The organism is Pseudomonas sp. DWP3-1-3b3, assembly GCF_049896305.1.
Classification (GTDB): Bacteria; Pseudomonadota; Gammaproteobacteria; order Pseudomonadales; family Pseudomonadaceae; genus Aquipseudomonas; species Aquipseudomonas azotoformans_A.
This window is the reverse complement of sequence record NZ_JAFCUA010000006.1, coordinates 42,568-64,968: the sequence shown is the minus strand read 5'-3', so window position 1 is coordinate 64,968 and position 22,401 is coordinate 42,568. Positions and strand designations below refer to the sequence as shown.

General features: G+C 59.9%; 22 protein-coding genes, 1 tRNA gene and 1 pseudogene. 11 read left to right on the top strand and 13 right to left on the bottom strand.

The genetic code is table 11. The annotated features are described in order from the left end of the window. The first annotated feature begins 58 nt into the window (after positions 1-58). A complete protein-coding gene (locus ACP7BX_RS19400; protein WP_426129446.1) occupies positions 59-1,645 on the top strand; it encodes a serine protease in 1,587 nt (528 codons plus the stop codon). Between the two features lie 87 nt (positions 1,646-1,732). After that, positions 1,733-3,025 (top strand): Vps62-related protein, encoded by a 1,293-nt coding sequence (locus ACP7BX_RS19395; RefSeq protein ID WP_426129448.1) that lies wholly within the window; start codon positions 1,733-1,735, stop codon positions 3,023-3,025. Here ACP7BX_RS19395 and ACP7BX_RS19390 read toward each other — a convergent pair. From ACP7BX_RS19390 to ACP7BX_RS19360, 7 genes are all read right to left on the bottom strand, one after another. Next, positions 2,978-3,733, bottom strand: coding sequence for a substrate-binding periplasmic protein (locus tag ACP7BX_RS19390; RefSeq protein ID WP_426129450.1), 756 nt, complete (start codon positions 3,731-3,733; stop codon positions 2,978-2,980). The genes ACP7BX_RS19395 and ACP7BX_RS19390 overlap by 48 nt on opposite strands. Positions 3,734-3,800: 67 nt before the next feature. After that, a complete protein-coding gene (hisF, locus tag ACP7BX_RS19385) occupies positions 3,801-4,571 on the bottom strand; it encodes an imidazole glycerol phosphate synthase subunit HisF (protein WP_003171107.1) in 771 nt (256 codons plus the stop codon). A 9-nt stretch (positions 4,572-4,580) separates the two neighbouring features. Beyond that, on the bottom strand, positions 4,581-5,318 hold the full coding sequence (hisA, locus tag ACP7BX_RS19380; protein WP_177001720.1) for a 1-(5-phosphoribosyl)-5-[(5-phosphoribosylamino)methylideneamino]imidazole-4-carboxamide isomerase: 738 nt from the start codon (positions 5,316-5,318) through the stop codon (positions 4,581-4,583). 39 nt (positions 5,319-5,357) lie between these two features. Beyond that, positions 5,358-5,615, bottom strand: coding sequence for a DUF2164 domain-containing protein (locus ACP7BX_RS19375; RefSeq protein ID WP_012721747.1), 258 nt, complete (start codon positions 5,613-5,615; stop codon positions 5,358-5,360). Further along, entirely contained in the window at positions 5,616-6,254 is a 639-nt protein-coding gene (hisH, locus tag ACP7BX_RS19370) for an imidazole glycerol phosphate synthase subunit HisH (protein WP_314524518.1), read from the bottom strand. It abuts the gene before it with no gap. After that, on the bottom strand, positions 6,254-6,847 hold the full coding sequence (gene hisB, locus ACP7BX_RS19365) for an imidazoleglycerol-phosphate dehydratase HisB (RefSeq protein ID WP_003218037.1): 594 nt from the start codon (positions 6,845-6,847) through the stop codon (positions 6,254-6,256). Before hisB ends, hisH begins: the two co-directional genes overlap by 1 nt. Before the next feature lie 248 nt (positions 6,848-7,095). Continuing rightward, positions 7,096-8,757: an OFA family MFS transporter gene (locus ACP7BX_RS19360; RefSeq protein ID WP_033896905.1), complete on the bottom strand. Its 1,662-nt coding sequence runs from the start codon at positions 8,755-8,757 to the stop codon at positions 7,096-7,098. A gap of 326 nt (positions 8,758-9,083) precedes the next feature. Here ACP7BX_RS19360 and ACP7BX_RS19355 point away from each other — a divergent pair, with 326 nt between their 5' ends. The 4 genes from ACP7BX_RS19355 to ACP7BX_RS19340 all read left to right on the top strand — a co-directional run bounded on the left by ACP7BX_RS19355 (position 9,084) and on the right by ACP7BX_RS19340 (position 12,806). Then, positions 9,084-11,294, top strand: a complete 2,211-nt coding sequence (locus ACP7BX_RS19355) for an AsmA family protein (protein ID WP_426129454.1) — start codon at positions 9,084-9,086, stop codon at positions 11,292-11,294. Beyond that, on the top strand, positions 11,291-12,358 hold the full coding sequence (gene mutY, locus ACP7BX_RS19350; RefSeq protein ID WP_133076494.1) for an A/G-specific adenine glycosylase: 1,068 nt from the start codon (positions 11,291-11,293) through the stop codon (positions 12,356-12,358). The genes ACP7BX_RS19355 and mutY overlap by 4 nt, the downstream gene beginning before the upstream one ends. Beyond that, positions 12,355-12,627, top strand: coding sequence for an oxidative damage protection protein (locus ACP7BX_RS19345; protein ID WP_010213895.1), 273 nt, complete (start codon positions 12,355-12,357; stop codon positions 12,625-12,627). The genes mutY and ACP7BX_RS19345 overlap by 4 nt, the downstream gene beginning before the upstream one ends. A gap of 103 nt (positions 12,628-12,730) precedes the next feature. Continuing rightward, a tRNA-Phe gene (locus ACP7BX_RS19340) sits at positions 12,731-12,806 on the top strand. A 125-nt stretch (positions 12,807-12,931) separates the two neighbouring features. On the opposite strand, the gene ACP7BX_RS19335 is transcribed toward ACP7BX_RS19340, so the two are convergent. The 5 genes and pseudogenes from ACP7BX_RS19335 to ACP7BX_RS19315 form a co-directional block, all read right to left on the bottom strand. Then, the gene (locus tag ACP7BX_RS19335) at positions 12,932-13,207 is read right to left on the bottom strand and encodes a hypothetical protein (protein ID WP_028615360.1); all 276 of its coding nucleotides are present in this window, start codon (positions 13,205-13,207) and stop codon (positions 12,932-12,934) included. A gap of 88 nt (positions 13,208-13,295) precedes the next feature. Beyond that, positions 13,296-14,888, bottom strand: coding sequence for an ArnT family glycosyltransferase (locus ACP7BX_RS19330; RefSeq protein ID WP_426129457.1), 1,593 nt, complete (start codon positions 14,886-14,888; stop codon positions 13,296-13,298). Between the two features lie 87 nt (positions 14,889-14,975). Continuing rightward, positions 14,976-15,941: an arsenic resistance protein gene (locus ACP7BX_RS19325; RefSeq protein WP_426129459.1), complete on the bottom strand. Its 966-nt coding sequence runs from the start codon at positions 15,939-15,941 to the stop codon at positions 14,976-14,978. A 78-nt stretch (positions 15,942-16,019) separates the two neighbouring features. Continuing rightward, positions 16,020-16,288: pseudogene (locus tag ACP7BX_RS19320) on the bottom strand (type II toxin-antitoxin system RelE/ParE family toxin). Beyond that, complete coding sequence (locus ACP7BX_RS19315; protein WP_016979109.1) at positions 16,278-16,469, bottom strand: type II toxin-antitoxin system RelB family antitoxin; 192 nt, start codon at positions 16,467-16,469, stop codon at positions 16,278-16,280. The pseudogene ACP7BX_RS19320 and the gene ACP7BX_RS19315 overlap by 11 nt, the downstream one beginning before the upstream one ends. Positions 16,470-16,651: 182 nt before the next feature. Here ACP7BX_RS19315 and ACP7BX_RS19310 point away from each other — a divergent pair, with 182 nt between their 5' ends. Then, positions 16,652-17,638 carry an alpha/beta fold hydrolase gene (locus ACP7BX_RS19310; protein WP_426129461.1) on the top strand — a complete coding sequence of 329 codons (987 nt, stop codon included), beginning with the start codon at positions 16,652-16,654 and terminating at the stop codon, positions 17,636-17,638. A gap of 4 nt (positions 17,639-17,642) precedes the next feature. After that, a complete protein-coding gene (locus tag ACP7BX_RS19305) occupies positions 17,643-18,056 on the top strand; it encodes a hypothetical protein (protein WP_426129463.1) in 414 nt (137 codons plus the stop codon). A gap of 54 nt (positions 18,057-18,110) precedes the next feature. Here the strand turns inward: ACP7BX_RS19305 and gabP are convergent, their stop codons facing one another. Continuing rightward, positions 18,111-19,502: a GABA permease gene (gene gabP, locus ACP7BX_RS19300; RefSeq protein ID WP_033896896.1), complete on the bottom strand. Its 1,392-nt coding sequence runs from the start codon at positions 19,500-19,502 to the stop codon at positions 18,111-18,113. Between the two features lie 554 nt (positions 19,503-20,056). Here gabP and ACP7BX_RS19295 point away from each other — a divergent pair. The 3 genes from ACP7BX_RS19295 to ACP7BX_RS19285 all read left to right on the top strand — a co-directional run bounded on the left by ACP7BX_RS19295 (position 20,057) and on the right by ACP7BX_RS19285 (position 22,366). Next, a complete protein-coding gene (locus ACP7BX_RS19295; protein WP_010213906.1) occupies positions 20,057-20,830 on the top strand; it encodes an ABC transporter ATP-binding protein in 774 nt (257 codons plus the stop codon). Positions 20,831-20,843: 13 nt separating this feature from the next. Then, entirely contained in the window at positions 20,844-21,596 is a 753-nt protein-coding gene (locus ACP7BX_RS19290) for an ABC transporter substrate-binding protein (protein ID WP_426129466.1), read from the top strand. 74 nt (positions 21,597-21,670) lie between these two features. Beyond that, on the top strand, positions 21,671-22,366 hold the full coding sequence (locus ACP7BX_RS19285) for an ABC transporter permease (protein WP_016979103.1): 696 nt from the start codon (positions 21,671-21,673) through the stop codon (positions 22,364-22,366). Positions 22,367-22,401: the final 35 nt, after the last annotated feature.

Below are 22,401 nucleotides of genomic sequence, written 5' to 3'. Positions count from 1 at the left end.
CGCGCCACACTTGCACCCTGAATAGTGAGCCCTTCAGTTCACTCTTACAGGACGTTTCATGAACATCACCCCCATGGTTCTTTCCGGGCTGCTGCTCGGGTATATGGCGGGCGCCGCTGTTGCGGCCCCCAAGGATTTCGGCGAAGGCCTGACTAACGCAAGCCCGGCACGCCTGCTCACAAACGCCCACCAAGAGCATAGCCACTGGAACAGCGTTGGCCGCATCAGGAACGAATCCCAGACCCTGTGCACCGCTACCTTGCTGGATACCCGCGACGACACCGGAAAATCAGGCCCGGCGTACGTGCTCACCAGCAGCCACTGCCTGCATCGCCTCAATGGGCCTGTGCAGAAAGACCTGCCGATCAAAGGCAGCGCCAGCTTCAACTATTTCGACGACACCCTGGAGTCGCTCAAGACCTACCCGCTCAAGACGTTGAAATGGGGTAGTAGCCAGGGCATGGACCTGGCGATTGTCGAGTTGCAGGCCTCGCTGGCAACCCTGCTCAAAGACGGCATCAACCCGCTCAAGCTCGCCGATGAGGTTCCCTCCGATGGTAACGAAATCCTCGCCCTGACCGCGCCAGAATGGGACACCTTGCATCTGTCTGCATGCTCCCAGCAAAGCTCCCAAGAGCTGGTGGAGCAACCTTTCGTATGGCGTGTCACCATGAAAAACCAATGCAAGGGCATCACCCTGGGCAGCTTTGGCGGGCCTTTGCTTGATCGTGCCAGCAACACCGTGTTCGGCATTCTCAGCACCAGCACCATTGGCCAGTCCGAAGAACACAAGTGCCAGCGCGACGCGCCCTGCGAGATCAGTAACGGACAGCCTGCCTGGCATGCCGACACCAACTACGGCAGCCCGGTAACTTTCCTGAACAGGTGCTTTTCTGCCGGGATATTGCGGCCCGACAGCGAGCACTGCGACCTCTTCCCAACAACCACAATCACCTTCAAAAACCCGGAACCGATCCAGCAATACTTCATCAAGAAGTCCGACCGCAAAGGCCCGGACATCGTGCCGCGGTGGAACCTGAAGTTCACCACCAATACGCCGTTTTATCGCTACAAACCCACGCGCCATGCACTAGACTGCGAAAACCCGGTGCACTACAGCTCGCCCATAGCTGCCGACAAGGCGTTTATCGACGACGCCATCGGCCCGCAAACCGGCATGCACATGCTGTGTATCGTCGGCGTAACGTCCGCTGAGCAACAGGTGACCAACGGCATGATGCGAAATGCGTTAACCCTAGCGGTTGAACTCGCCGAGCCCGGTCCAGCGCGCACCCCCAACCTCTCGATCAACCTCGATAAACATGGGCTGCAGGCCTATACCGTGAGCTGGCACCTGGCCCCGCCGTTCATGCAGCGCTACACCTACAAGCATGGCCCGGCGGCGACCACCGACTGCCTGCGCCCTGTTGGCTATCTGCCGATCCCCCACGTGCCCTTGGTTGACGAAGACGAAGATGAGCCCATCGATCTGGTACACCCGCTTAACGACACGCCAGAAACGCTACCCGATAAGTTCGTACGATTGCTCACCGTAAAAAGCACACCGATCAAGATTTGCACCTACGCATTCGACCAGGCAGACCAACCTTCGACCCTGCGTGTCGACCTGCTAAAACCTCGCTGAAACCTGGCGGCAACGCTAAATAGCTACCGCTTGCCGCCAGTTGAACTGCACGATAGTTGGGGCTCTCATCTACTGGAGAGCCTTCCAATGAACCCTCTGCAATTCAATGACCTGCTCATCAGCTTCACCAGCGAATTCCTGCCCCTGTGGAACGACAAGGGATCAGGCGCGCACAACGCCATCGGCTTATGGCGCCCCAGCACAGCGTCCGACGCACTGAACCCGTTTTTTTCCTTGGGCGACATTGCGGTCAATCACTATCGCAACATCAATCAAAGCAAAGTCGTCGCCGTGGTCAGCGACGCCAACAAGGTCGATGGCACAGCGCTGCGCCCGCCAGTGGATTACCAGTTGGTATGGCACGACGAAGGCACCGGTGCACTCAGCAACGCATCTATCTGGCGCCCAATACCACCGCAAGGCTATGTGGCGATGGGGCTGGTGTACGGCGTTAACTACGACAAACCCTCGCTCCATGCCGTGCGCTGTGTACGCGAAGATCTGGTGGTAACGTCCAACGTGGGCGAACTGATCTGGAATGACAAAGGCAGCGGTTCCGCCAGCGATTTGAGCACATGGTCGATCACGCCTCCCGATGCATCGGCGGGAGAAATCTACTTGGCTCCCGGCACGTTCGTCGCCAATAACAGCTATGCCAGGCCAGGCTTTGCGCCGTATTCCCTACGCCTGGCACTGACCGCGCAGCTCAACGACCTGCCGCCAACGCCCGTTCTCGTCGGAACTGAAAGCCCTATCCTTGAAGAAACCACGCCTATCCTCCAGGTATGCGAGATCCCATGGTTCTGTGTGAAAGACCCAGAATTGACAGCAGTCGAACAGCTTCGGTCGTCACCGGTTTATCGGCTGGAGCGCACCGATCGCCACGTGTTCGCAGGCTTCGGGCACAACACTGAGGCAACCAGCCAGCCATTCATGTGGACCGCCACCAAAGGCGAGCTGGGAGGCAATGCGAAGGCCTTGGCCTTCAATACAAACGTCGACCTGAGCCGAGAGTGGCCCGTGTACGCCCCCGCCTTTGATCCGGCCTTCACGGCGCATCTGGACCGCGAGTTCACCCATACGCAACGCTCGGCGAAAGGCTGGAGCCAACAGTCGCCACTGGAAATCATCACCTACATTGCGCCGAACAAAGCCGTCGCGGCCTACCTTCTGCACAGTGAATACCGGCTGTTACGCCAGGACGGCAGCCAAGTGTCAGGCACCGTCAGCTATACCAATGGGGATCACGTTTACCTGAGCGAATCCCAAGAGACCGAGCCGCAACCCGAAGAGACACTTGAACCCTTGAGCCCCCCTCAAGCCCAGCCTGAGCTAGAGGTAACGAGCTACGATCTGTTCGACGACACCCTCACCCCGTAACTGATCGAGTGCCGCCTGAAGCCTGGTCACCACCTCATCCGGCACGTCTTTGTTCAGCGCCAGATACAACTGGGCACTGTTGAAACGCAGGACCGTTTTGAGTTGAGTTACCCCGACCTGGCGGGCCAGGTAACGGCCCGCCGGATCACCGGTGGCCCACAGGTCAATCTGACCATCCACCAGTTTTTGCGCGTTGTCCTGGTCACGCAGCGCAACGACCGGGTTGAGCCCCTGCTTCTCCAAGGTCTCGGCGATGGCATCGCCTTTGTACGCGCCAATCTTGTAGCGCCGTGCGTGCTCAAGGTCGGCCAACTGGATCTTGCTGTCAGCCTTGGCCAGCAACACCCAGTCGTCCGGACCGATGGGGCCGACCCACTTGAACAGGGCTTCACGATCCGGCAGGCGCGCCATCACGAACACGCCGTAACCCGGTTTTTCCAGGGCGAGTTTGTAGATGCGCTCCCAAGGAAATCGCAGGGTGAGGTTGTAGGAAATGCCGGCACGCTTGAAGGTTTCGCGCACGATGTCCACGGCAATGCCTTCGATGTTGTCTTCCTTGGCGAAGTTCTTGCCGTTTTTCGCCATGTTGTACGGCGGGAAGTTTTCCGTCAGCAACACCAGGGAAGTGTCAGACGGCTCCTCGGCGTGGGCCGGGCCCGCCAAAAGGATGGACGTACTGGCGAGGGCAAGCAGAAGATGTTTGAACATGAAGGGCTACCGGAATCCATGGCAAGCGCAGAGAGTGCCGCGCACTTGCCATGGTGTCCAGCAGCATTCAGCGAACGACGATACCGCGCGCCGCCATATAGGCTTTTGCCTCGGGAACGGTGTATTCGCCAAAGTGGAAAATACTCGCCGCCAGCACTGCACTGGCGTGGCCTTCGATGACGCCGTCGGCCAAGTGTTGCAGGTTGCCGACGCCGCCGGAGGCGATCACCGGAATACCCAGCGCATCACTGATGGCCCGCGTCACGCCCAGGTCGAAGCCGTTTTTCATGCCGTCCTGGTCCATGCTGGTCAGCAGGATTTCACCCGCGCCCAGGCCTTCCATCTTCATCGCCCACTCCACCGCATCCAGGCCGGTCGGCTTGCGCCCGCCATGGGTGAAAATCTCCCAGCGCGGGGTTTCGCCCGGGCCGGAAACCTTTTTGGCGTCGATGGCGACCACGATGCACTGCGAGCCGAAGTGCTGCGCGGCTTCGCCGACAAACTCCGGGTTGAACACCGCGGCGGTGTTGATCGAGACCTTGTCCGCGCCGGCATTGAGCAGGTTGCGGATGTCTTGCACGGTGCGCACGCCGCCGCCCACGGTCAACGGGATGAACACCTGGCTGGCCATGCGCTCCACGGTATGCAGCGTGGTGTCGCGGCCATCGACGCTGGCGGTGATGTCGAGAAAGGTAATCTCGTCGGCACCTTGCTCATCGTAGCGACGGGCGATTTCCACCGGGTCGCCGGCGTCGCGGATGTTCTCGAACTTGACGCCCTTGACCACGCGACCGTTGTCGACGTCCAGGCAAGGGATGATGCGTTTGGCCAGCGCCATGGTCAGTCCTCAGCCGTTGTAGGCGTCGCAGTAAGCCTGGGCTTCGGCAACGTCCAGAGTACCTTCGTAGATCGCACGGCCAGTGATTGCGCCGATGATACCGGGGGCCTTGGCGTCCAGCAGCGACTTGATGTCGCCCAGGTTGTGGATACCACCCGAAGCGATCACCGGGATCTTGGTCGCAGCGGCCAGCGCGGCGGTGAACGGTACGTTGCAGCCCTGCATCATGCCGTCTTTGGCGATGTCGGTATAAACGATGGCGGACACGCCGTCGGCTTCGAATTGCTTGGCCAGGTCGATCACTTGCACCGTGCTGATTTCAGCCCAGCCATCAGTGGCGACAAAACCGTCCTTGGCATCCAGGCCCACGATCACTTTGCCAGGGAACGCGCGGCAAGCTTCGGCAACGAACGCAGGATCCTTCACGGCCTTGGTGCCGATGATCACGTAGCTCACGCCGGCCTTGACGTAGTGCTCGATGGTTTCCAGGGAGCGGATACCGCCGCCGATCTGGATCGGCAGGTTCGGGTAGCGCTTGGCAATCGCGGTCACTACTTCGCCGTTGACTGGCTGGCCTTCGAAGGCGCCGTTCAAGTCCACCAGATGCAGACGACGGCAGCCCCCATCTACCCATTTGGCAGCCATGCTCACCGGGTCATCGGAGAACACGGTGGAGTCTTCCATGCGGCCTTGGCGCAGACGGACGCAAGCGCCGTCCTTGAGATCGATAGCGGGGATAATCAGCATCTGGCAAACCTTATTCGATATTCAGCAATGCTTGGGAAATCAGGGTTTCTCAAGCGACCACAGGTCGCTTTCGATGCTTTCGAACCTTTCTTTAAGGAGCGTCTGCGTATCGAAAATCGCCCTGTTGTAATAATGCGGAGCCACTTCGGTGGTGAACAGCTCAAGAATCTCGGCAACCTCGAACGAGCCCAATTTGAGCTCGAAGCGGTCCTCCATGAAGCGCTTGATCTTGAGGGTAGCCTCACTCTCCTGTTCAGGCGTGAGGTTCAAGACCGGCTGCTTCGGCTTCCTGGCCATTTACCAGCGCCCGTTCCAGGCGGCGAAGTTCTGCAGCAATTGCAGGCCATGGGTATGGCTCTTCTCCGGGTGGAACTGCACGGCAAAGCGCGAACCCTCGGCCAACGCGGCGGCGAAATTGACGCCGTAGTGACCGCCACCCACCACCTGGCCGGGCTGACCGGCGGCGATGTAGTAGCTGTGCACGAAGTAAAAACGCGCCAGGTCCGGAATGTCGTGCCACAGTGGGTGGTCGACGGTCTGGCTGACTTCGTTCCAGCCCATGTGTGGGACTTTCAAGTGAGCGCCGTCTTCGTGCAGGTCCTTGCCGAAGAACTTCACCTGGCCTGGGAACAGGCCGATGCAGTCGACGCCGTCGTTCTCTTCACTGCGGTCGAGCAAGGCTTGCATGCCCACGCAGATGCCGAGGAACGGACGGTCCTGGCTGACTTCGCGCACCAGGCTGTCAAAGCCCAGGCGGCGGATCTCGGCCATGCAATCGCGAATCGCACCGACGCCGGGAAACACCACCCGGTCGGCTTCGCGAATCACGTTGGCATCGCTGGTGATCAGCACCTTGCCGGCCCCTACGTGTTCGAGGGCCTTGGCCACCGAGTGCAGGTTACCCATGCCGTAATCGATAACCGCGACCGTCTGCATTACAGGACGCCCTTGGTCGAGGGCATTTGCCCGGCCATGCGGTCATCCAGCTCGACAGCCATGCGCAGCGCGCGGCCGAAAGCCTTGAACACGGTTTCGATCTGGTGGTGGGTGTTGGTGCCGCGCAGGTTGTCGATGTGCAGGCTGACGAGTGCGTGGTTGACGAAACCCTGGAAGAATTCCTGGAACAGGTCGACATCAAAGCCGCCCACGGTAGCGCGGGTGTAGGGCACGTGCATCTGCAGGCCTGGGCGGCCGGAGAAGTCGATGACTACGCGCGACAGCGCTTCGTCCAGCGGGACATAGGCGTGGCCGTAGCGACGGATGCCTTTTTTGTCGCCGATGGCCTTGGCAAACGCCTGGCCGAGGGTGATGCCCACGTCTTCCACCGTGTGGTGGTCGTCGATGTGCAGGTCGCCTTTGCTGACGATATCCAGGTCGATCAGCCCGTGACGGGCGATCTGGTCCAGCATGTGCTCAAGAAAAGGTACACCGATATCAAATCGGGCCTTTCCGGTGCCATCCAGGTTGATCGAGGCTTTGATCTGGGTTTCCAGAGTGTCGCGCTCGACGGACGCCTTACGTTCGGCCATCACCAGCTCCGCAAAATCATTGGGCGAAAAAGGCAGCCATTATAGGGGCGCGGGCGCTAAACAGAAACATCGGAGGAGATAAGACTGATGGAGTGTCGGGGATAGACATGTGCATACATGTGAGAACCAGCTTTTGTGGGAGCTGGCTTGCCTGCGATGCAGGCACCTCGGTTTTTCAGTTTCTCCGAGGTGATGCCATCGCGGGCAAGCCCGGCTCCCACAGGAGCCGCCCACAAAGGTTTGCGGTGTTAGTGGAACAGTACCGCCGTCTTCTGCAGGGTCACCCACACACCCCACGCCAACGGAATACCCACCACCAGCCACGCAGCGATTGCCAACGGCACGGTGCCAGGGGCGGCTTTCCACTCCAGGGAAGTGGTCGCGTCCGCGCCTTTGTCATGGCCCAGCGCCTGTTCGGCAGCCAGTTCGGCATCGGTCATGAAGTACTTGTCGGCCACTGGACGAACCAGCAGGTTGCAGATGAAACCCAGCACCAGCAGGCCAGCCAGGATGTACAAGGTGATGTCATAGGCAGCGGCGCGTTCAACGCCGATGCTCAGTTGATACTCACGCAGGTAGTTCACCAGCACCGGACCCAGCACACCCGCCGCAGCCCAGGCTGTCAGCAGGCGACCGTGGATCGCACCGACCATCTGTGTACCGAACAGGTCGGCCAGGTAGGCCGGAACGGTCGCAAAACCACCGCCGTACATCGACAGGATGATGCAGAACGCCGCCACGAACAGCGCCACGTTGCCCAGGTGACCCAGGTTCGGGATCAGCGCGTACAGGGCAAAGCCCAGGGCGAAGAACACGAAGTAGGTGTTTTTACGGCCCAGGTAGTCGGAGAACGACGCCCAGAAGAACCGGCCACCGATGTTGAACAGGCTCAACAGACCGGTGAAACCTGCGGCGATGGCTGCGATGGAAGCCAATTGGCCCGCATCCAGTTGGCCGAATGGCACATCCACACCCAGCAGCTTGCCGCCAAACACTTCCTGCAGCAGTGGCGAAGCCATGCCGAGGATGCCGATACCGGCGGAGACGTTCAGGCACAGCACCAGCCAGACCAGGCGGAATTGCGGGGTTTTCCACGCCACGTTCACGTGCACGTGACGGTGGGTGATCATCGCGTTGCTGGCTTTTTTCGCCGGCGCGGTCCAGCCCTCAGGCTTCCAGCCGGTCGGCGGAACGCGGTAGGACAAGGCGCCGCCGATCATGAACACGAAGTAGATCGCAGCCATCACCAGGAAGCTCTGCCACACGCCCACGCTGTCTGGGGTGGCGAAGTGGCCCATCAGTGCTGCTGCCAACGGGGCACCGACCATCGCGCCACCGCCGAAGCCCATGATCGCCATGCCGGTGGCCATGCCACGCTTGTCCGGGAACCACTTGATCAGGGTCGACACAGGCGAGATATAGCCCAGGCCCAGGCCGATACCGCCGATGACCCCGGAGCCGATCCACATCAGCCAGATCTGGTGGGTATAGATACCCAACGCCGAGATCAACAGGCCACCGCACCAGCACAATGCCGATACAACGCCAGCCTTACGTGGCCCGGCGTGTTCCAGCCAGCCACCCCAGATTGCTGCCGAGCAGCCCAGGAAGATGAAGAACAGGGTGTAGATCCAGCCCAGCATGGAGATGGGCCAGTCGCATTGGGACGAGAAGACTTGGCTGATGAAGCTCATGTCCGGCGCGCAGGCGACCGGTTTGGTGATACCCAGCGCCTTGGACAGTGGCAGCCAGAACACCGAGAACCCGTAGGCCATGCCGATGCACAGGTGGATGGCCAAGGCGGCCGGTGGAACCAGCCAGCGGTTGAAGCCAGGCTTGGCGATGATGCGTTCCTTGGACAGGAACGCAGGCTGTGCGGCAGTTGAACCCGCCGCAGTGCTAGTGCTCATTGGTGTTTCCCCCAGTTGTTAGTATGTGTCCGTCAGGCGCTCTCTCCCTCGGCCTTGCACGCAAAGCGTTGGCCGTTGTTGTTGAGTAAAGCTCCATTTAAGCGCGACGCTATGTCGCAGAAGGCAGACGAACCTGCGCAGATTAGCACCTGTGGATGACAGAAAAACCAAACTGATATCACCTTTTTCGGGAAATCTGTTTTGTTTGACGCCAGAAACCCGTTTCCCCGCCCCTGGATACAATGTAACGATCGGGGCACTGACGCAGGCCGTCGGGCGTTATACTCTGCGGCTAAATTTTGAAATCGACATACAAGGACTCGCCCATGAAAGCGTTCGGCAAAATCCTGGGTCTGGTACTTCTCGGGCTGTTGCTGATCATTGTGGCTCTAGGCTTTGCCCTGACCCATCTCTTCGATCCCAACGACTATAAAGACGAGATTCGCCAGATTGCCCGCGACAAGGCCCACATCGAGCTGACGCTCAATGGCGATATCGGCTGGAGCCTGTTCCCCTGGCTTGGCCTGGAACTGCACGAAGCCAGCGTGGCGACCCTGACCGCGCCGACCCAACCGTTCGCCGACCTGCAAATGCTCGGCCTCTCTGTACGCGTGCTGCCGCTGCTGCGCCGCGAAGTGCAGATGAGCGATGTGCGTGTCGAAGGCCTGAACCTGCGCCTCACCCGCGACAAGCAAGGCCATGGCAACTGGGAAGACATCGGCAAGAACGTGACCGAGGCGACCGCCGGCAGCCCTGGCTCGACCGAGCAACCTGCCGAGACCGAACCGGAAAAACCTTCGAAGCCTATCCGCCTGGACATCGACAGCCTGACGGTCAACAACGCCCGCGTCGAATATAACGATGAGCAGACCGGCAAGCAGTTCAGCGCCGAAAGCATCCAACTGAGCGCCGGTGCCGTGCACGAAGGTGCCAGCATTCCGGTGAAACTCACCGCGTTCTTCGGCAGCAACCAGCCGGTGATGCGAGTCAAGACCGAGGTCAACGGCAACCTGCGCATCCAGCGTGCGCTCAAGCGCTATCAGCTTGAAGACATGAAGATCACCGGCGAAGCCACGGGCGAGCCGCTGCAAGGCAAGACTGTGACCTTCTCAACCCAGGGCCAATTGCTGGTGGACCAGGCAGCCAATATCGCCGAATGGACCAACATGAAGTTGTCGGCCAATCAGCTGCGCGCCTTGGGCGAGCTGAAGGTCAACGACCTGGACAAGACCCCGCAACTCAGCGGCGCGCTGTCCATCGCCCAGTTTGACCTGGCCAAGTTCCTCGATGGCATCGGCCACCCGTTGCCGCCGATGGCCGAGGGCAGCCTGAGCAAGGTCGAACTGGTCAGCCGCCTCAAGGGCACGCCAACCAGCCTGGCCCTGGAAGACCTGAACCTGAAACTCGACGGCAGCACCTTCACCGGTCGCCTTGCCGTGGACGATTTCGCCAAGCAATCCCTGCGTGTCCAGCTCAAGGGCGATACGTTCAACGCCGACAACTACCTGCCGGCCAAGTCTGAATCCGCCAAGGGCGCAGCCGCAGCCCGCCAGGCCGAAGTGCAGAACAGCGAAGCCGGTGCCATGGCCGCCGGCGGCACCACGCCGCTGCCTGACGCGCCGACCAAAGGCGCCTGGAGCACCGACAAACTGCTGCCACTGGCGCGCCTGCGCACACTGGATGTGAATGCCGACCTGGCCTTCGGCCAACTGACCCTGAGCAAGCTGCCGATCCAGAATGCGGCGCTCAAAGCGTCCGGCATCGATGGCCAGCTCAAGCTCGACACCTTGAGCGGCGGCCTCTACAACGGCACTTTCCAGGCCAACGGTACGCTTGACGTGCGCCAGGACATTCCGGTGCTGGCGCTGCAAAGCCATATCAAGCAGGTGCCGGTCGAACGCATCCTGCAAGCCCAGGGGCAAAACCCGCCCGTGAAGGGCCAGATCACCCTCGACAGCAATCTCACGGGTCGCGGCAATAGCCAGAAAGCCCTGATCGACAGTCTCAACGGCACGGCCAGCTTTGTGATCAACAACGGTGTGTTGCTCAACGCCAACCTCGAACAGCAACTGTGCACCGGTATTGCCCTGCTCAACCGCAAGACCTTGAGCAGCACGCCGCAAGGCAAGGACACACCGTTCCAGGAGTTGAAGGGCAACCTGACCTTCCGTAACGGCGTGGCCAGCAACCCTGACCTGAAAGTGCGCATCCCAGGCCTGACCGTCAACGGCAACGGCGACGTCGACCTGCGCGTGCTGGGCATGGACTACCGCGTCGGTATCATCGTCGAAGGCGACCAGCGCGAAACCCCGGACCCAGCCTGCCAGGTGGGCTCGAACTTCCAGGGCATCGAAGTGCCGCTGCGCTGCCGTGGCCCGCTGGAACTGGGCGCCAAGGCCTGCCGCCTGGACAAGGACGGCCTGGGCCAAGTCGCGATCAAGGCGGCCGGCAACCGCCTGAACGAGAAGCTGGAAGAGAAGCTCGACAAGGTTAATCCACAGCTCAAAGATGCTTTGAAAGGCCTGTTCAAACGATGAGAAACGAGCAGTTTTCAACGGCGGTGCTGGACTGGTACGACCGCCACGGTCGCCACGACCTGCCCTGGCAACAGGGCATCACACCTTACCGGGTGTGGGTCTCGGAGATCATGTTGCAACAGACCCAGGTGAGCACCGTGCTCAATTACTTCGACCGCTTCATGGCCTCGCTGCCGACGGTCGAAGCCCTGGCCGCCGCGCCGGAAGATGAAGTGCTGCACCTGTGGACCGGCCTGGGTTACTACACACGGGCGCGCAACCTGCAAAAAACCGCGAAGATTGTCGTGGCCGAGTACGGCGGCGAGTTTCCCAGGGATGTCGAGAAGCTCACCGAGCTGCCCGGCATCGGCCTGTCCACCGCCGGCGCAATCGCCAGCCTGAGCATGGGCCTGCGGGCGCCGATCCTCGACGGCAACGTCAAACGCGTGCTGGCGCGCTTTACCGCGCAAGAGGGCTACCCGGGCGAGCCCAAGGTGGCCAAGCAGCTGTGGGCCACCGCAGAACGCTTCACGCCCCATGACCGCGTCAACGCCTACACCCAGGCGATGATGGACATGGGCGCCACGCTCTGTACCCGCAGCAAACCCAGCTGCCTGTTGTGCCCGCTGGAAAAAGGCTGCGAAGCCCATATGCTCGGCCTGGAAACGCGCTACCCGATCCCCAAGCCGCGCAAGACCATCCCGCAGAAGCGCACGCTGATGCCGCTGCTGGCGAATGCGGAGGGCGCGATCCTGCTTTACCGTCGCCCTTCGACCGGCCTGTGGGGCGGCCTGTGGAGTTTGCCGGAGCTGGATGACCTGCAAGACCTGGAACACCTGGCCAACCAGCACGCGCTGGAGCTGGGCAAGCAGCAGGCGCTGCCGGGGCTGATCCACACCTTCAGCCACTTCCAACTCGCCATCGAACCCTGGCTGGTCCAGGTCGAGGAAACCGCCCATCACGTGGCCGAGGCCGACTGGCTCTGGTATAACCTCGCCACCCCGCCGCGCCTGGGCCTTGCCGCCCCGGTAAAAAAACTGCTGAAGCGCGCGGCCGATGTATTGAATGCAGGAGTTCCGTCATGACCCGCACCATCATGTGCCGCAAGTACAAAGAAGAATTGCCCGGCCTCGAACGCCCTCCGTACCCAGGCGCCAAGGGCCAGGACATTTTCGAGCACGTCTCCGCCAAAGCCTGGGGCGACTGGCTGAAACACCAGACCCTGCTGATCAACGAAAAACGCCTGAACATGATGAACGCCGAAGACCGTAAATACCTGGCGGGCGAAATGGACAAGTTCTTTTCCGGCGAAGATTACGCCAAGGCCGACGGCTACGTGCCGCCTGCTCAATAATTGATCAAAAACCGGGGTCTGCACGTAAGCGACGGTAATAATTAAATATTTTTTGAAAACTTGCTTGACGACCCCCTGAAAAACCCGTTTAATGCGCCCCGTTGCCCAGATAGCTCAGTCGGTAGAGCAGGGGATTGAAAATCCCCGTGTCGGCGGTTCGATTCCGTCTCTGGGCACCACTATTCAGTTTCAGGTGGTGCAAACGTCATCTGAAACACACAAGAAACCCGCCTAGTGCGGGTTTTTTGTTGCCTCGGATTTATCGATTAGTCTGAGGCGATTCAGCATCGCCCCAGAAGATCTTTCACTTGCCATCCCACATCAACGTAAACACCGCGACCCGCTCCTGATCGGAGATCTGAAAGCCCCGCTCCTCGACCCGATCAATCCAACCCTGGGCCGACAGCTTCTCGCCAAAACGCACCAGGCGTCCATAGCGCTTGAAGACCGCCCTCAGCACATTGATCATCGCCGGGTAGCTGCAGCCGCCGTCGAAGCAGATGCTCAACCAGCCAATTCGCGAACGGCCGATCACGTGGCCACAGTCAGGCCGCTTAAAGTCCTTTTTCGTCATGTCCATGATGCTTCCAGTACGGCAATTCCAAAAAACAGTTCGACTGAGTGACCGATCAGTCACTCAGCCAGCGAACATACAGCAACTTGCTGATTCATTTCAGCAAAAACACCATCAGCGGATTGTCGTTCAACCGCCCCTCAAAGGTCGGCGCCTGACGCTCAAGCGGCGTCCCTTGCAGCAGCGCGGTCTCCTTGCGCGACACGATTACCCAGGCAGGTCGAGGCAAGCCCTCCAGCCCCTCGAGTTGTTGACTGCCGACAAACAGCGGTTGCTCATCATGATCCAGGTTCATCATGTAGCGCACCGCCCAGGTGTCTCGCCCCAGATTGATAAACACCAGCGGCCCAGGCGTCTCGACACGCAACGCTTCTACCTGACCGACAAACTTGCGGGTATCGAACTGTATATCCTTGGACGGCTCCACCACCGTCACCAATAACAACCATTGCGCCAGCAATGCGATCAGGCTGAGCCACACCAACCGCCCCGCTCGCCGCGAGGCAATCAGCGCTGCCACTTGCAGCACCACCAGCACACCCATCAACAGTGGCAGCGAAACGTCGGGCCAGTAACCATGCTTTTGCCATCCATGCCGACAGACAAAGACTACAACCACGCACAACGCCGGTAGCGCCACGACCAGCCCTTCGTAGCATCGGCGCACGCCCGAGAGCCAACTCGGCGCCTGGAGCAGCCCATAGGCCGCGACAGCCGCAAACATCGGCACCATGGGCAGGATGTAATAGGCACGCTTGAAGTGCGGCACCGACAGCCCGAGCAAAATCATCAGGCCGCAGGCGGCGAGTCGCACCACCAGTTGCATATCGCCTTCGAGCCGCTCGGACCAGCGATGACGCAGCGCAACCATGGTGGCCAGCGCCAACGGCACCACCGGGAAGTAGCGGTACAGGCTCAGCTGGAAGTAGAAATAGAACGGCTCGCCGGTTTCATCGAGGCGGCCGCCCACCTGCATCTTGAACACCTCGTCGGCAAAGGCGTCACCACCGCTGATGCGCGCCAACTTCACCAGCAACCACCAACAGGCTGCCAGCAACACCAGGCCAACAGCGCCGTGAACCAGCACCTGTTTCACCCGCTCCCCAGGCTTGCCCAACGCCCAGTACACGCACACCACACCACAGACTTCGATCAACCCCAGCGGCCCGCGTATCGCAAAGCCCAGGACGAACAACGGAAACACCGCAAGCCGCCTCCAGCGCCCGCCACTGTGTAGCAGGTAGAAACTTCCCACACACAACAACGCCACCATCTGATCCAGGCAGACCGAGCGGGACTTTTCGAGCAGTTGAGTGGTGAGCAAGGTCAACAACACAGTGAGCAGTGCCCACTGTCGATTCGCAGGGACCAGCAGGCGATAGACCACAGCCACTACACCCGCAGACGCCAGGGCGGTGGGCAGCACATTCGCCAGGTGGTTGGGGGCGCCAAACAGTCGGGCAAACACATAGCTGAAGAACGTCGCGGTGCCGGGGTAATCCGCGTAGGGCTGGCCATAGGTGGTCGGGAAAAGACTCGCGCCATGGCGAAACATTTCTTGCAGGAACAGCGCCCAGCGTCCGTCAAACCCTTGGGGCTGCTGATCCCAGATACCCAGGGTGAACAACAGCAGGGCGAACAGGAAAATGCCCAGGGACTCCAGGCGAAAACGGTTGCGGTGATCCATCGGTTGACCTGTCAGGTAAGGGGCGCCGACTTATGGTGCCGACTGCCCTGCTGAATAGCGCCTGAACAGACCTGAATATTCCGGTGTTTACCGACCCACGGGCCACACCCATTTCGGGATCAATCGAACGTAAATCAACTCACCCAGCAGTTCGACCAGGGTTTGCAGGATCACCGCTGTCGCCGCCAACCCGCGCACGTCCTCAGGCAGCGCCAGCGCCAAGGGCAGCACCACCAGCGAATTGCGCGTCGACGCGCTGAACGTCACCGCCCTGGCCGTCACCGCAGGCAGCGCAAACAGCCGCGATGCCAGCGCGCCCATCAACGGCGCCAGCAAGAGGAAAGCGATGTACACCGGGATCACCGGCAGCAACAGGTTGATATCCCGCACCACCGAGGTGATTTGCGAGCCGATCACCACAAACAGCACCAGCGCCATCGCTGGCACCGGCATCCACGTCCAGGCGTCGCTCCAAGCACTGACGAGCGATGATCGCCGTGCCAGGGAAGTGGTGAGCACCGCCAGAATCATCGGCACCACGATCAGCAGGAAGAACGCCTCGATAAACGGACCCACTTCCACCACCACCTCAGATTGCGAACCGAGCATTACGCCCAGATAAATCGGCAACAACGCTAATTGCAGCAACAACAACACCGGCGTCGCCGCCAGCATCAGCCGCGAATCGCCCTTGCCGATATGGGTAAACACCACCACGTAGTCGATGCACGGGGTCAGCAATACCAGCAACGCCCCCACCAGCAGTGCCGGACGTCCTGCCAGGCCTTGGGTCAATGCCCACACCAGTAACGGAATGAGGATAAAGTTGGCGAGCAGCAATGCCGACAGGAAGCGTTTGTTGCTCAGGCTTTTGCGCACGTCCAGAAAGGGGATTTGCAGGAACATTGCGTACATCAGCACCGCGATGGCGGGTGTGATCAGTATGCTGAGGTGGTGGGCGAATGAGGGCGCGAGCAGGCCGAAACCGGCAGCCAGCAGCACGACTACGAAGTACAAAGGGATCTGGTTGCGTTCGAGGGTATCGCGGGTCATAAGACAGCTCTATCGGGTCGCACAGCGCAAGGTTATGCGTCTACTGATCCAACGTCGAGCGACACAAAGAAAAGGGTATCAGGGGTACTCCTGGCGGGCATGTAACACTGTCACTATTTCGATCCAATCCGTTATTGATACACCACCAAATAGTTAGGATGCACGACAATTTCTCGAGTACCAGGGATTCGGCCCAGACGGTAGAGATACGGATGATCAGGAAGAGCCGTTGTCGCTGCCTCGATGGATTCGCTCAAACTACTGGCTGCCACGGTATTGCGCTCAAGGATATATTCCAGAATGACTCTTAGCTCGGCACGAGCTTCCGGCCGCCACTCAACCCGCATCTTGCGCTTTTCGCTTCGATTCAATCAGAGCGCGCATCTCTGCCATGACCTGATCGTGCGGAATATTTGGACGAGGATCATCAATCGAAGCCTGCACCTTGGCACGGAACCAACGGTCATAGCTGGCAGCCTGCTCTTCAGTTTCAAACTCAGAAACGATGGGAGAAAGTGGGATGCTCATAGAGACCTCCTTAATGGATGCCTGCCAGTCTAATCGGTCCATGGTTTGCTGTCGTTCCTCTCGGATGTATGGCTTTATCAGCGGGTATCGAAGGTTAATGACCCTGCCAGACGCGGTGCAACTACTGGCAAACTGGTGAACTGTTACTAAAAAATAAGAAACCTATAAAGGCCGAGAACCCAATGAATTTGAACGACGCCTCTTTGCGATTGCCCTCGGCCTCACCTACGCGCGAGCACGGCGAACCTTTCAAGGAGCCTGCCGCCGATGGCCACCCGCTAGGCGGCTTCACCTGGCGCCACATCAGAACCGATCCCACACGCCCCGTGGTCATTATCAACGCCGCCACCTCCGTGCGCTGCCGCCACTATGCCCGCTTTGCCGCCTACCTGTTCACCAACGGCTTTGACGTTATCACCTACGACTACCGTGGCATCGGCGAATCCCGCAGCGGCTCATTGCGCGGCTTCAAGGCTTCATGGTCGGACTGGGGCGTGCTGGATTTCGAGGCCATGTTGCAACGTGCGCAACGGGAGTTCCCGGCGCAGCCGATTGATGTGGTCGGCCACAGCTTCGGTGGCTGCGCGGCAGGGCTCGGGGCGTCGGGTGCGGTCATTCGGAGAATGGTGACCGTGGGCGCGCAGTTTGCGTACTGGCGCGATTACGCAGCAAGTGTGCGCTGGCAGATGTTTGCCAAGTGGCATGTGATGATGCCGCTGCTGACCAAGCTGTGCGGACACTTTCCCGGTAAGCGCCTGGGCTGGCTGGAAGATACACCGGCGGGCGTGGTGCGGGACTGGAGCACACCGACGCCCAAATATGAAACACGCCCCAGCGGACGAGCCCTGGGTGAGTTGCCGTTCAGTCGCGTGAAGGCGCAGATACTGGCCATCAGCATTACCGACGATCCGTTCGGGACCGTCGCCGCCATCGAACGGTTATTGGGTTATTTCGACGGCAGTCAGCGCACTCATTTACGGATAGCGCCTGAGGATATAGGCGAAAAGACAGTCGGACATTTCGCATTTTTTCGCAGCGAATATCAGGATAGGTTGTGGCCGATTGCATTGGCGTGGCTTCAAAACGGCCAATTGGCTGCAGATACCCTTGGGATTTCCCCCAACCTGCGCTTCAATACCCCACCCAGACCCAAAACCCTAGGACGCTGAGCCCATGGCCTCGCCAAACAAGCAGCAAAAACGTGCCCACCGGGCCAAGGCCAAGGCCAAGCAGAACCGCACGCAGCGCGCCGTCGCGACCAAGCCGGATGCGTTTGCCGGCGATGACAGCCGCATTGACCTTGAGTCAGTGGATCTGACCGAGCTGTTCGTAGAGATGCGCACCGCTGGCGAAACCAGCCAGCGGGCCCTGTGCGCGGTGTTCCTGGCCCACCCGTTGCTGGCACTGGTGCTGGAGCAGGAAGGCGAGGAAGAAGCCACCGACTTTATCCTCGCGGCGCTGATCGAATATCGCCAGTGGGTTACAGATACCGATGATGAAGCCGCGGCCCTGGCGTGGATCGAGTCGCCGGAATTCCAGGCGGATTACGTGGCGGCTTCACAAGAACTGGCAAGCTCGGCTGACTGATTGCACACATAAATAAGGGAGCCAAATGGCTCCCTTATTGTTTTCTTCAACAGATCAATTCAGCACAGCAGCACCCACTCTCTGCGCCTTGCGACGGCTCGCCACAATCAGCCCCGCCGCCACCACCAGCAAGCTCAACACGCCTGTCGCAATGATCTCGACCCGGTGCGCTTCCTGGAACAGCATGATGGTCAGCGTGCCCACGATGAACACCATCACTGCGTAGGTCAGGCCTGGGAACAGCCACATCTTGAAGACAATCTTCTCGCCCGCCGCCGTGCGTTTCTGGCGCATGCGCAGTTGCGACACCGCGATCACCAGGTACACCAGCAACGCAATGGCGCCGGAACTGGCCAGCAAAAACTCAAACACTGCCGCAGGGGCCACGTAGTTGGCGAATACCGCCAGGAACGCCGCGCCAGTCGACAGCAACACCGCCCAGTAAGGCGTGCCGCTCTTGTTGGTGCGCTTGGCCACCGCCGGCGCATCACCGCGACGGCCCAGGGAGAACAGCATGCGCGAGGCGGTGTACAGCGCCGAGTTCAAGCAGCTGGTCACGGCAACCAGTACCACCAAGTCGACGATCAGCTTGGCATTCGGAATGCCCATGCGTTCCAGCACGGTCTGGTAGGAACCTACGGCGGCCAGGGTCGGATCGTTCCAGGGCACCAGGGACACCACGATGAAGATCGACAACAGGTAGAACAAACCAATGCGCCAGATCACCGAGTTGGTGGCCTTGGTGATCTGCTGGCCTGGGTTCTTCGATTCAGCGGCGGCGATGGTGACAATCTCGGTACCCATGAAAGAGAACATGGTGGTCAGGATCGCCGCCAACACGGCGCCCATGCCGTTGGGCATGAAGCCTTGGGTGTCGAACAGGTGCGAAACGCCGCTGACCTGGCTGGTCGGCAGGAAGCCGAAGATCGCGGCCAGGCCGAGGATCACGAAGCCGACGATGGCCACAACCTTGATCAACGCAAACCAGAACTCGAACTCGCCGTAGTTCTTCACGCTGAACAGGTTGGTCGCGGTCAGCAGCAAAGTGATGATCAGCGTAAAGGCCCAAATGGCCACGTCCGGGAACCAGGCATGCAGGATGGTCGCTGCCGCGTTGGCTTCCAATGGAATCACCAATACCCAGAACCACCAGTACAGCCAGCCAATGGTGAAACCGGCCCAATGGCCGATCGCCCGGTCGGCGTAGGTGGAGAACGAACCGGTGTCCGGCGACGCCACGGCCATTTCGGCCAACATGCGCATCACCAATACCACCAGCGTGCCCGCCGCGGCATAGGCCAGCAGTACGGCCGGGCCGGCAGCAGCAATCGCGTGGCCAGAGCCAACAAACAAACCGGCACCAATAACGCCGGCAATCGACAGCATGGTGACGTGACGCGGTTTGAGCCCCTGTTCGAGGTCATTGGAGCTTTGCGTACTACTCATTGACACACCTTTACGAGGAATTGCGAAAACGGTCCGCCCGGCCCGGAATCTTTCTCGTGAAAAGAAACCAACAGGGCGTTCTTTATTTTTTACGCAAGATTTGCGCCAAAATGTTACAGAGCCGCGATTGACGCGGGCTGTAGGACGCTTCAACACGACTCGCAAGTCATTGAGAGCAATGGCATTCCGCTATAGCGTTACCGTGCGACTCACATTCAGGACGAATAAACGCACCATAAACACACACAAAAAGTACGTGACGCCCCACAAAAGGGCTGATATGCACCGTTTGCCCGGTTAACCCTTCCAACACCCGGCCAAAGCTGGCACCATCGCGCCCTTTTTTACGCGAAGCCTGCGGTTTTTCGGGTTCAAACGGATGTTCGGTTGTTGATGGCGCGACACGCTGCTGTGCCGATGCGACACCCTGCCGCACACCACCTGTTTACCGCCGGCCATGCTGTTGGCTGCCATCAAGACGCTATGCTAGCTTGGCGCCTCGCCAGGAAGGCGGCCCAACAGCAGGATCGCAACGAACACAATGAGGACCCCACATGGCCGAGGCCACGCCCGCGCTTGAAATCCGCAACTTGCATAAACGCTATGGTGAGCTGGAGGTACTCAAAGGTATCTCGCTGACCGCTCGCGACGGCGATGTGATCTCGATCCTGGGTTCCTCCGGTTCCGGCAAGTCCACCTTCCTGCGCTGCATCAACCTGCTGGAAAACCCGCACCAGGGCCAGATCCTGGTCGCCGGCGAAGAACTCAAGCTCAAGGCCGCAAAAAACGGCGAGCTGATGGCCGCCGACGGTAAACAGATCAACCGCCTGCGCAGCGAAATCGGTTTTGTGTTTCAAAACTTTAACCTGTGGCCGCACATGAGCATCCTCGACAACATCATCGAGGCCCCTCGTCGCGTGCTTGGCCAAAGCAAGGCCGAAGCCATCGAAGTGGCCGAAGCCTTGCTGGCCAAGGTCGGCATTGCTGACAAACGCCACGCTTACCCCGCGCAATTGTCCGGCGGCCAGCAGCAACGGGCGGCCATTGCACGCACCCTGGCGATGCAGCCTAAAGTCATCCTGTTCGATGAGCCCACTTCGGCGCTTGACCCGGAAATGGTTCAGGAAGTACTTAATGTGATCCGCGCGCTGGCCGAAGAAGGCCGCACCATGCTGCTGGTCACCCATGAAATGGGCTTCGCCCGCCAGGTGTCCAGTGAAGTGGTGTTCCTGCACCAGGGCCTGGTCGAAGAGCAAGGATCGCCACAGCAGGTGTTTGAAAACCCGCTTTCGGCGCGCTGCAAACAATTCATGTCCAGCAACCGCTAACGGAGCAACATGCATGCAGAACTATAAAAAATTCCTTCTGGCCGCGGCCGTCTCGATGGCGTTCAGCGCCACGGCCATGGCGGAAACCTTGAAAATGGGGATCGAAGCGGCCTACCCGCCGTTCAACAATAAAGACGCCAGCGGCAACGTCGTCGGCTTCGACAAAGACATCGGCGACGCCCTGTGCGCCAAGATGAAAGTCGAGAAGTGCGAAGTGTATGTGTCCGACTGGGACGGCATCATCCCGGCCCTGAACGCCAAGAAGTTCGACTTCCTGGTGTCCTCGCTGTCGATCACCGATGAGCGCAAGCAGGCCGTCGACTTCACCGACCCGTACTACTCCAACAAGCTGCAGTTCATCGCGCCTAAAGCCACTGCGGACTTCAAGACCGACGCGACTTACCTGAAGGGCAAGACCATCGGCGCCCAACGCGCGACGCTGGCCGGCACCTACCTGGAAGACAAGCTGCCGGACACCACCGCCAAGCTGTATGACACCCAGGAAAACGCCTACCTCGACCTGACCTCTGGTCGCCTGGACGGCATCCTCGCCGACAAGTACGTGCAGTACGAATGGCTCAAGAGCAAAGACGGTTCAGCCTATGAATTCAAAGGCGACCCGGTTGTAGAAAGCGACAAGATCGGTATCGCCGTACGCAAGGACGACCCACTGCGCGATCGCCTGAACAAAGCCCTGGCAGAGATCAAGGCAGACGGCACCTACAAGAAGATCAACGACAAGTACTTCCCTTTCAGCATCGAATGATCTGAACGGTATGCCCGGCGCGCTCACTTGAGCGCGTCGGCTTTTTGCAATGCCTGCCGCGATATGAAAACACCATGAATTTCGATCTCTACGGATTCGGCCCGGCGCTCGCCGCTGGCGCGCTGATGACCGTCAAACTGGCGCTCACGGCCCTGTGCCTGGGGCTGGTGCTCGGCCTTGCCGGGGCCTTGGCCAAGACTTCGCCGTACAAACCACTGCAGTGGGTGGGCGGTGCGTATTCGACCATTGTTCGCGGCATTCCCGAACTGTTGTGGGTACTGCTGATTTATTTCGGCACGGTCAATCTGATGCGTGCCCTTGGCGAGTTCTTCGGTAACCCCGACCTTTCCCTCAGCGCCTTTGCCGCCGGGGTGATCGCCCTGGGCCTGTGCTTTGGCGCCTACGCGACGGAAGTGTTCCGTGGCGCGATTCTCGCGATTCCCAAGGGCCACCGCGAAGCCGGTGTGGCGCTGGGACTGTCGAAGTTCAGGATTTTCACCCGGTTGATCATGCCACAGATGTGGCGCATCGCCCTGCCGGGCCTGGGCAACCTGTTCATGATCCTGATGAAGGACACCGCACTGGTGTCGGTGATCGGCCTGGAAGAAATCATGCGCCATGCGCAGATCGGCGTAACCGTCACCAAGCAGCCATTCACCTTCTTCATGGTGGCCGCGTTCATGTACCTGGGCCTCACGGTCCTGGCTATGACCGGCATGCACTTCCTGGAAAAACGCGCCGCCCGCGGCTTTGCAAGGAGCACCCAATGAGCGGCGACTACAGCTGGCTGGCGCATTTTGACCTG

Bases quoted from the DNA above. Each gene is read 5' to 3' on its own strand.
- ACP7BX_RS19345 (WP_010213895.1), top strand. From the start codon at position 12,355: ATGACCCGCACCATCATGTGCCGCAAGTACAAAGAAGAATTGCCCGGC.
- hisA (WP_177001720.1), bottom strand. From the start codon at position 5,318: ATGCTGATTATCCCCGCTATCGATCTCAAGGACGGCGCTTGCGTCCGT.
- ACP7BX_RS19285 (WP_016979103.1), top strand. From the start codon at position 21,671: ATGAATTTCGATCTCTACGGATTCGGCCCGGCGCTCGCCGCTGGCGCG.
- ACP7BX_RS19360 (WP_033896905.1), bottom strand. From the start codon at position 8,757: ATGAGCACTAGCACTGCGGCGGGTTCAACTGCCGCACAGCCTGCGTTC.
- ACP7BX_RS19295 (WP_010213906.1), top strand. From the start codon at position 20,057: ATGGCCGAGGCCACGCCCGCGCTTGAAATCCGCAACTTGCATAAACGC.
- ACP7BX_RS19335 (WP_028615360.1), bottom strand. From the start codon at position 13,207: ATGGACATGACGAAAAAGGACTTTAAGCGGCCTGACTGTGGCCACGTG.
- mutY (WP_133076494.1), top strand. From the start codon at position 11,291: ATGAGAAACGAGCAGTTTTCAACGGCGGTGCTGGACTGGTACGACCGC.
- hisB (WP_003218037.1), bottom strand. From the start codon at position 6,847: ATGGCCGAACGTAAGGCGTCCGTCGAGCGCGACACTCTGGAAACCCAG.
- ACP7BX_RS19390 (WP_426129450.1), bottom strand. From the start codon at position 3,733: ATGTTCAAACATCTTCTGCTTGCCCTCGCCAGTACGTCCATCCTTTTG.
- ACP7BX_RS19310 (WP_426129461.1), top strand. From the start codon at position 16,652: ATGAATTTGAACGACGCCTCTTTGCGATTGCCCTCGGCCTCACCTACG.
- ACP7BX_RS19290 (WP_426129466.1), top strand. From the start codon at position 20,844: ATGCAGAACTATAAAAAATTCCTTCTGGCCGCGGCCGTCTCGATGGCG.
- ACP7BX_RS19330 (WP_426129457.1), bottom strand. From the start codon at position 14,888: ATGGATCACCGCAACCGTTTTCGCCTGGAGTCCCTGGGCATTTTCCTG.
- ACP7BX_RS19375 (WP_012721747.1), bottom strand. From the start codon at position 5,615: ATGGCCAGGAAGCCGAAGCAGCCGGTCTTGAACCTCACGCCTGAACAG.
- gabP (WP_033896896.1), bottom strand. From the start codon at position 19,502: ATGAGTAGTACGCAAAGCTCCAATGACCTCGAACAGGGGCTCAAACCG.
- ACP7BX_RS19400 (WP_426129446.1), top strand. From the start codon at position 59: ATGAACATCACCCCCATGGTTCTTTCCGGGCTGCTGCTCGGGTATATG.
- ACP7BX_RS19355 (WP_426129454.1), top strand. From the start codon at position 9,084: ATGAAAGCGTTCGGCAAAATCCTGGGTCTGGTACTTCTCGGGCTGTTG.
- hisF (WP_003171107.1), bottom strand. From the start codon at position 4,571: ATGGCGCTGGCCAAACGCATCATCCCTTGCCTGGACGTCGACAACGGT.
- ACP7BX_RS19395 (WP_426129448.1), top strand. From the start codon at position 1,733: ATGAACCCTCTGCAATTCAATGACCTGCTCATCAGCTTCACCAGCGAA.
- ACP7BX_RS19305 (WP_426129463.1), top strand. From the start codon at position 17,643: ATGGCCTCGCCAAACAAGCAGCAAAAACGTGCCCACCGGGCCAAGGCC.
- ACP7BX_RS19325 (WP_426129459.1), bottom strand. From the start codon at position 15,941: ATGACCCGCGATACCCTCGAACGCAACCAGATCCCTTTGTACTTCGTA.
- ACP7BX_RS19315 (WP_016979109.1), bottom strand. From the start codon at position 16,469: ATGAGCATCCCACTTTCTCCCATCGTTTCTGAGTTTGAAACTGAAGAG.
- hisH (WP_314524518.1), bottom strand. From the start codon at position 6,254: ATGCAGACGGTCGCGGTTATCGATTACGGCATGGGTAACCTGCACTCG.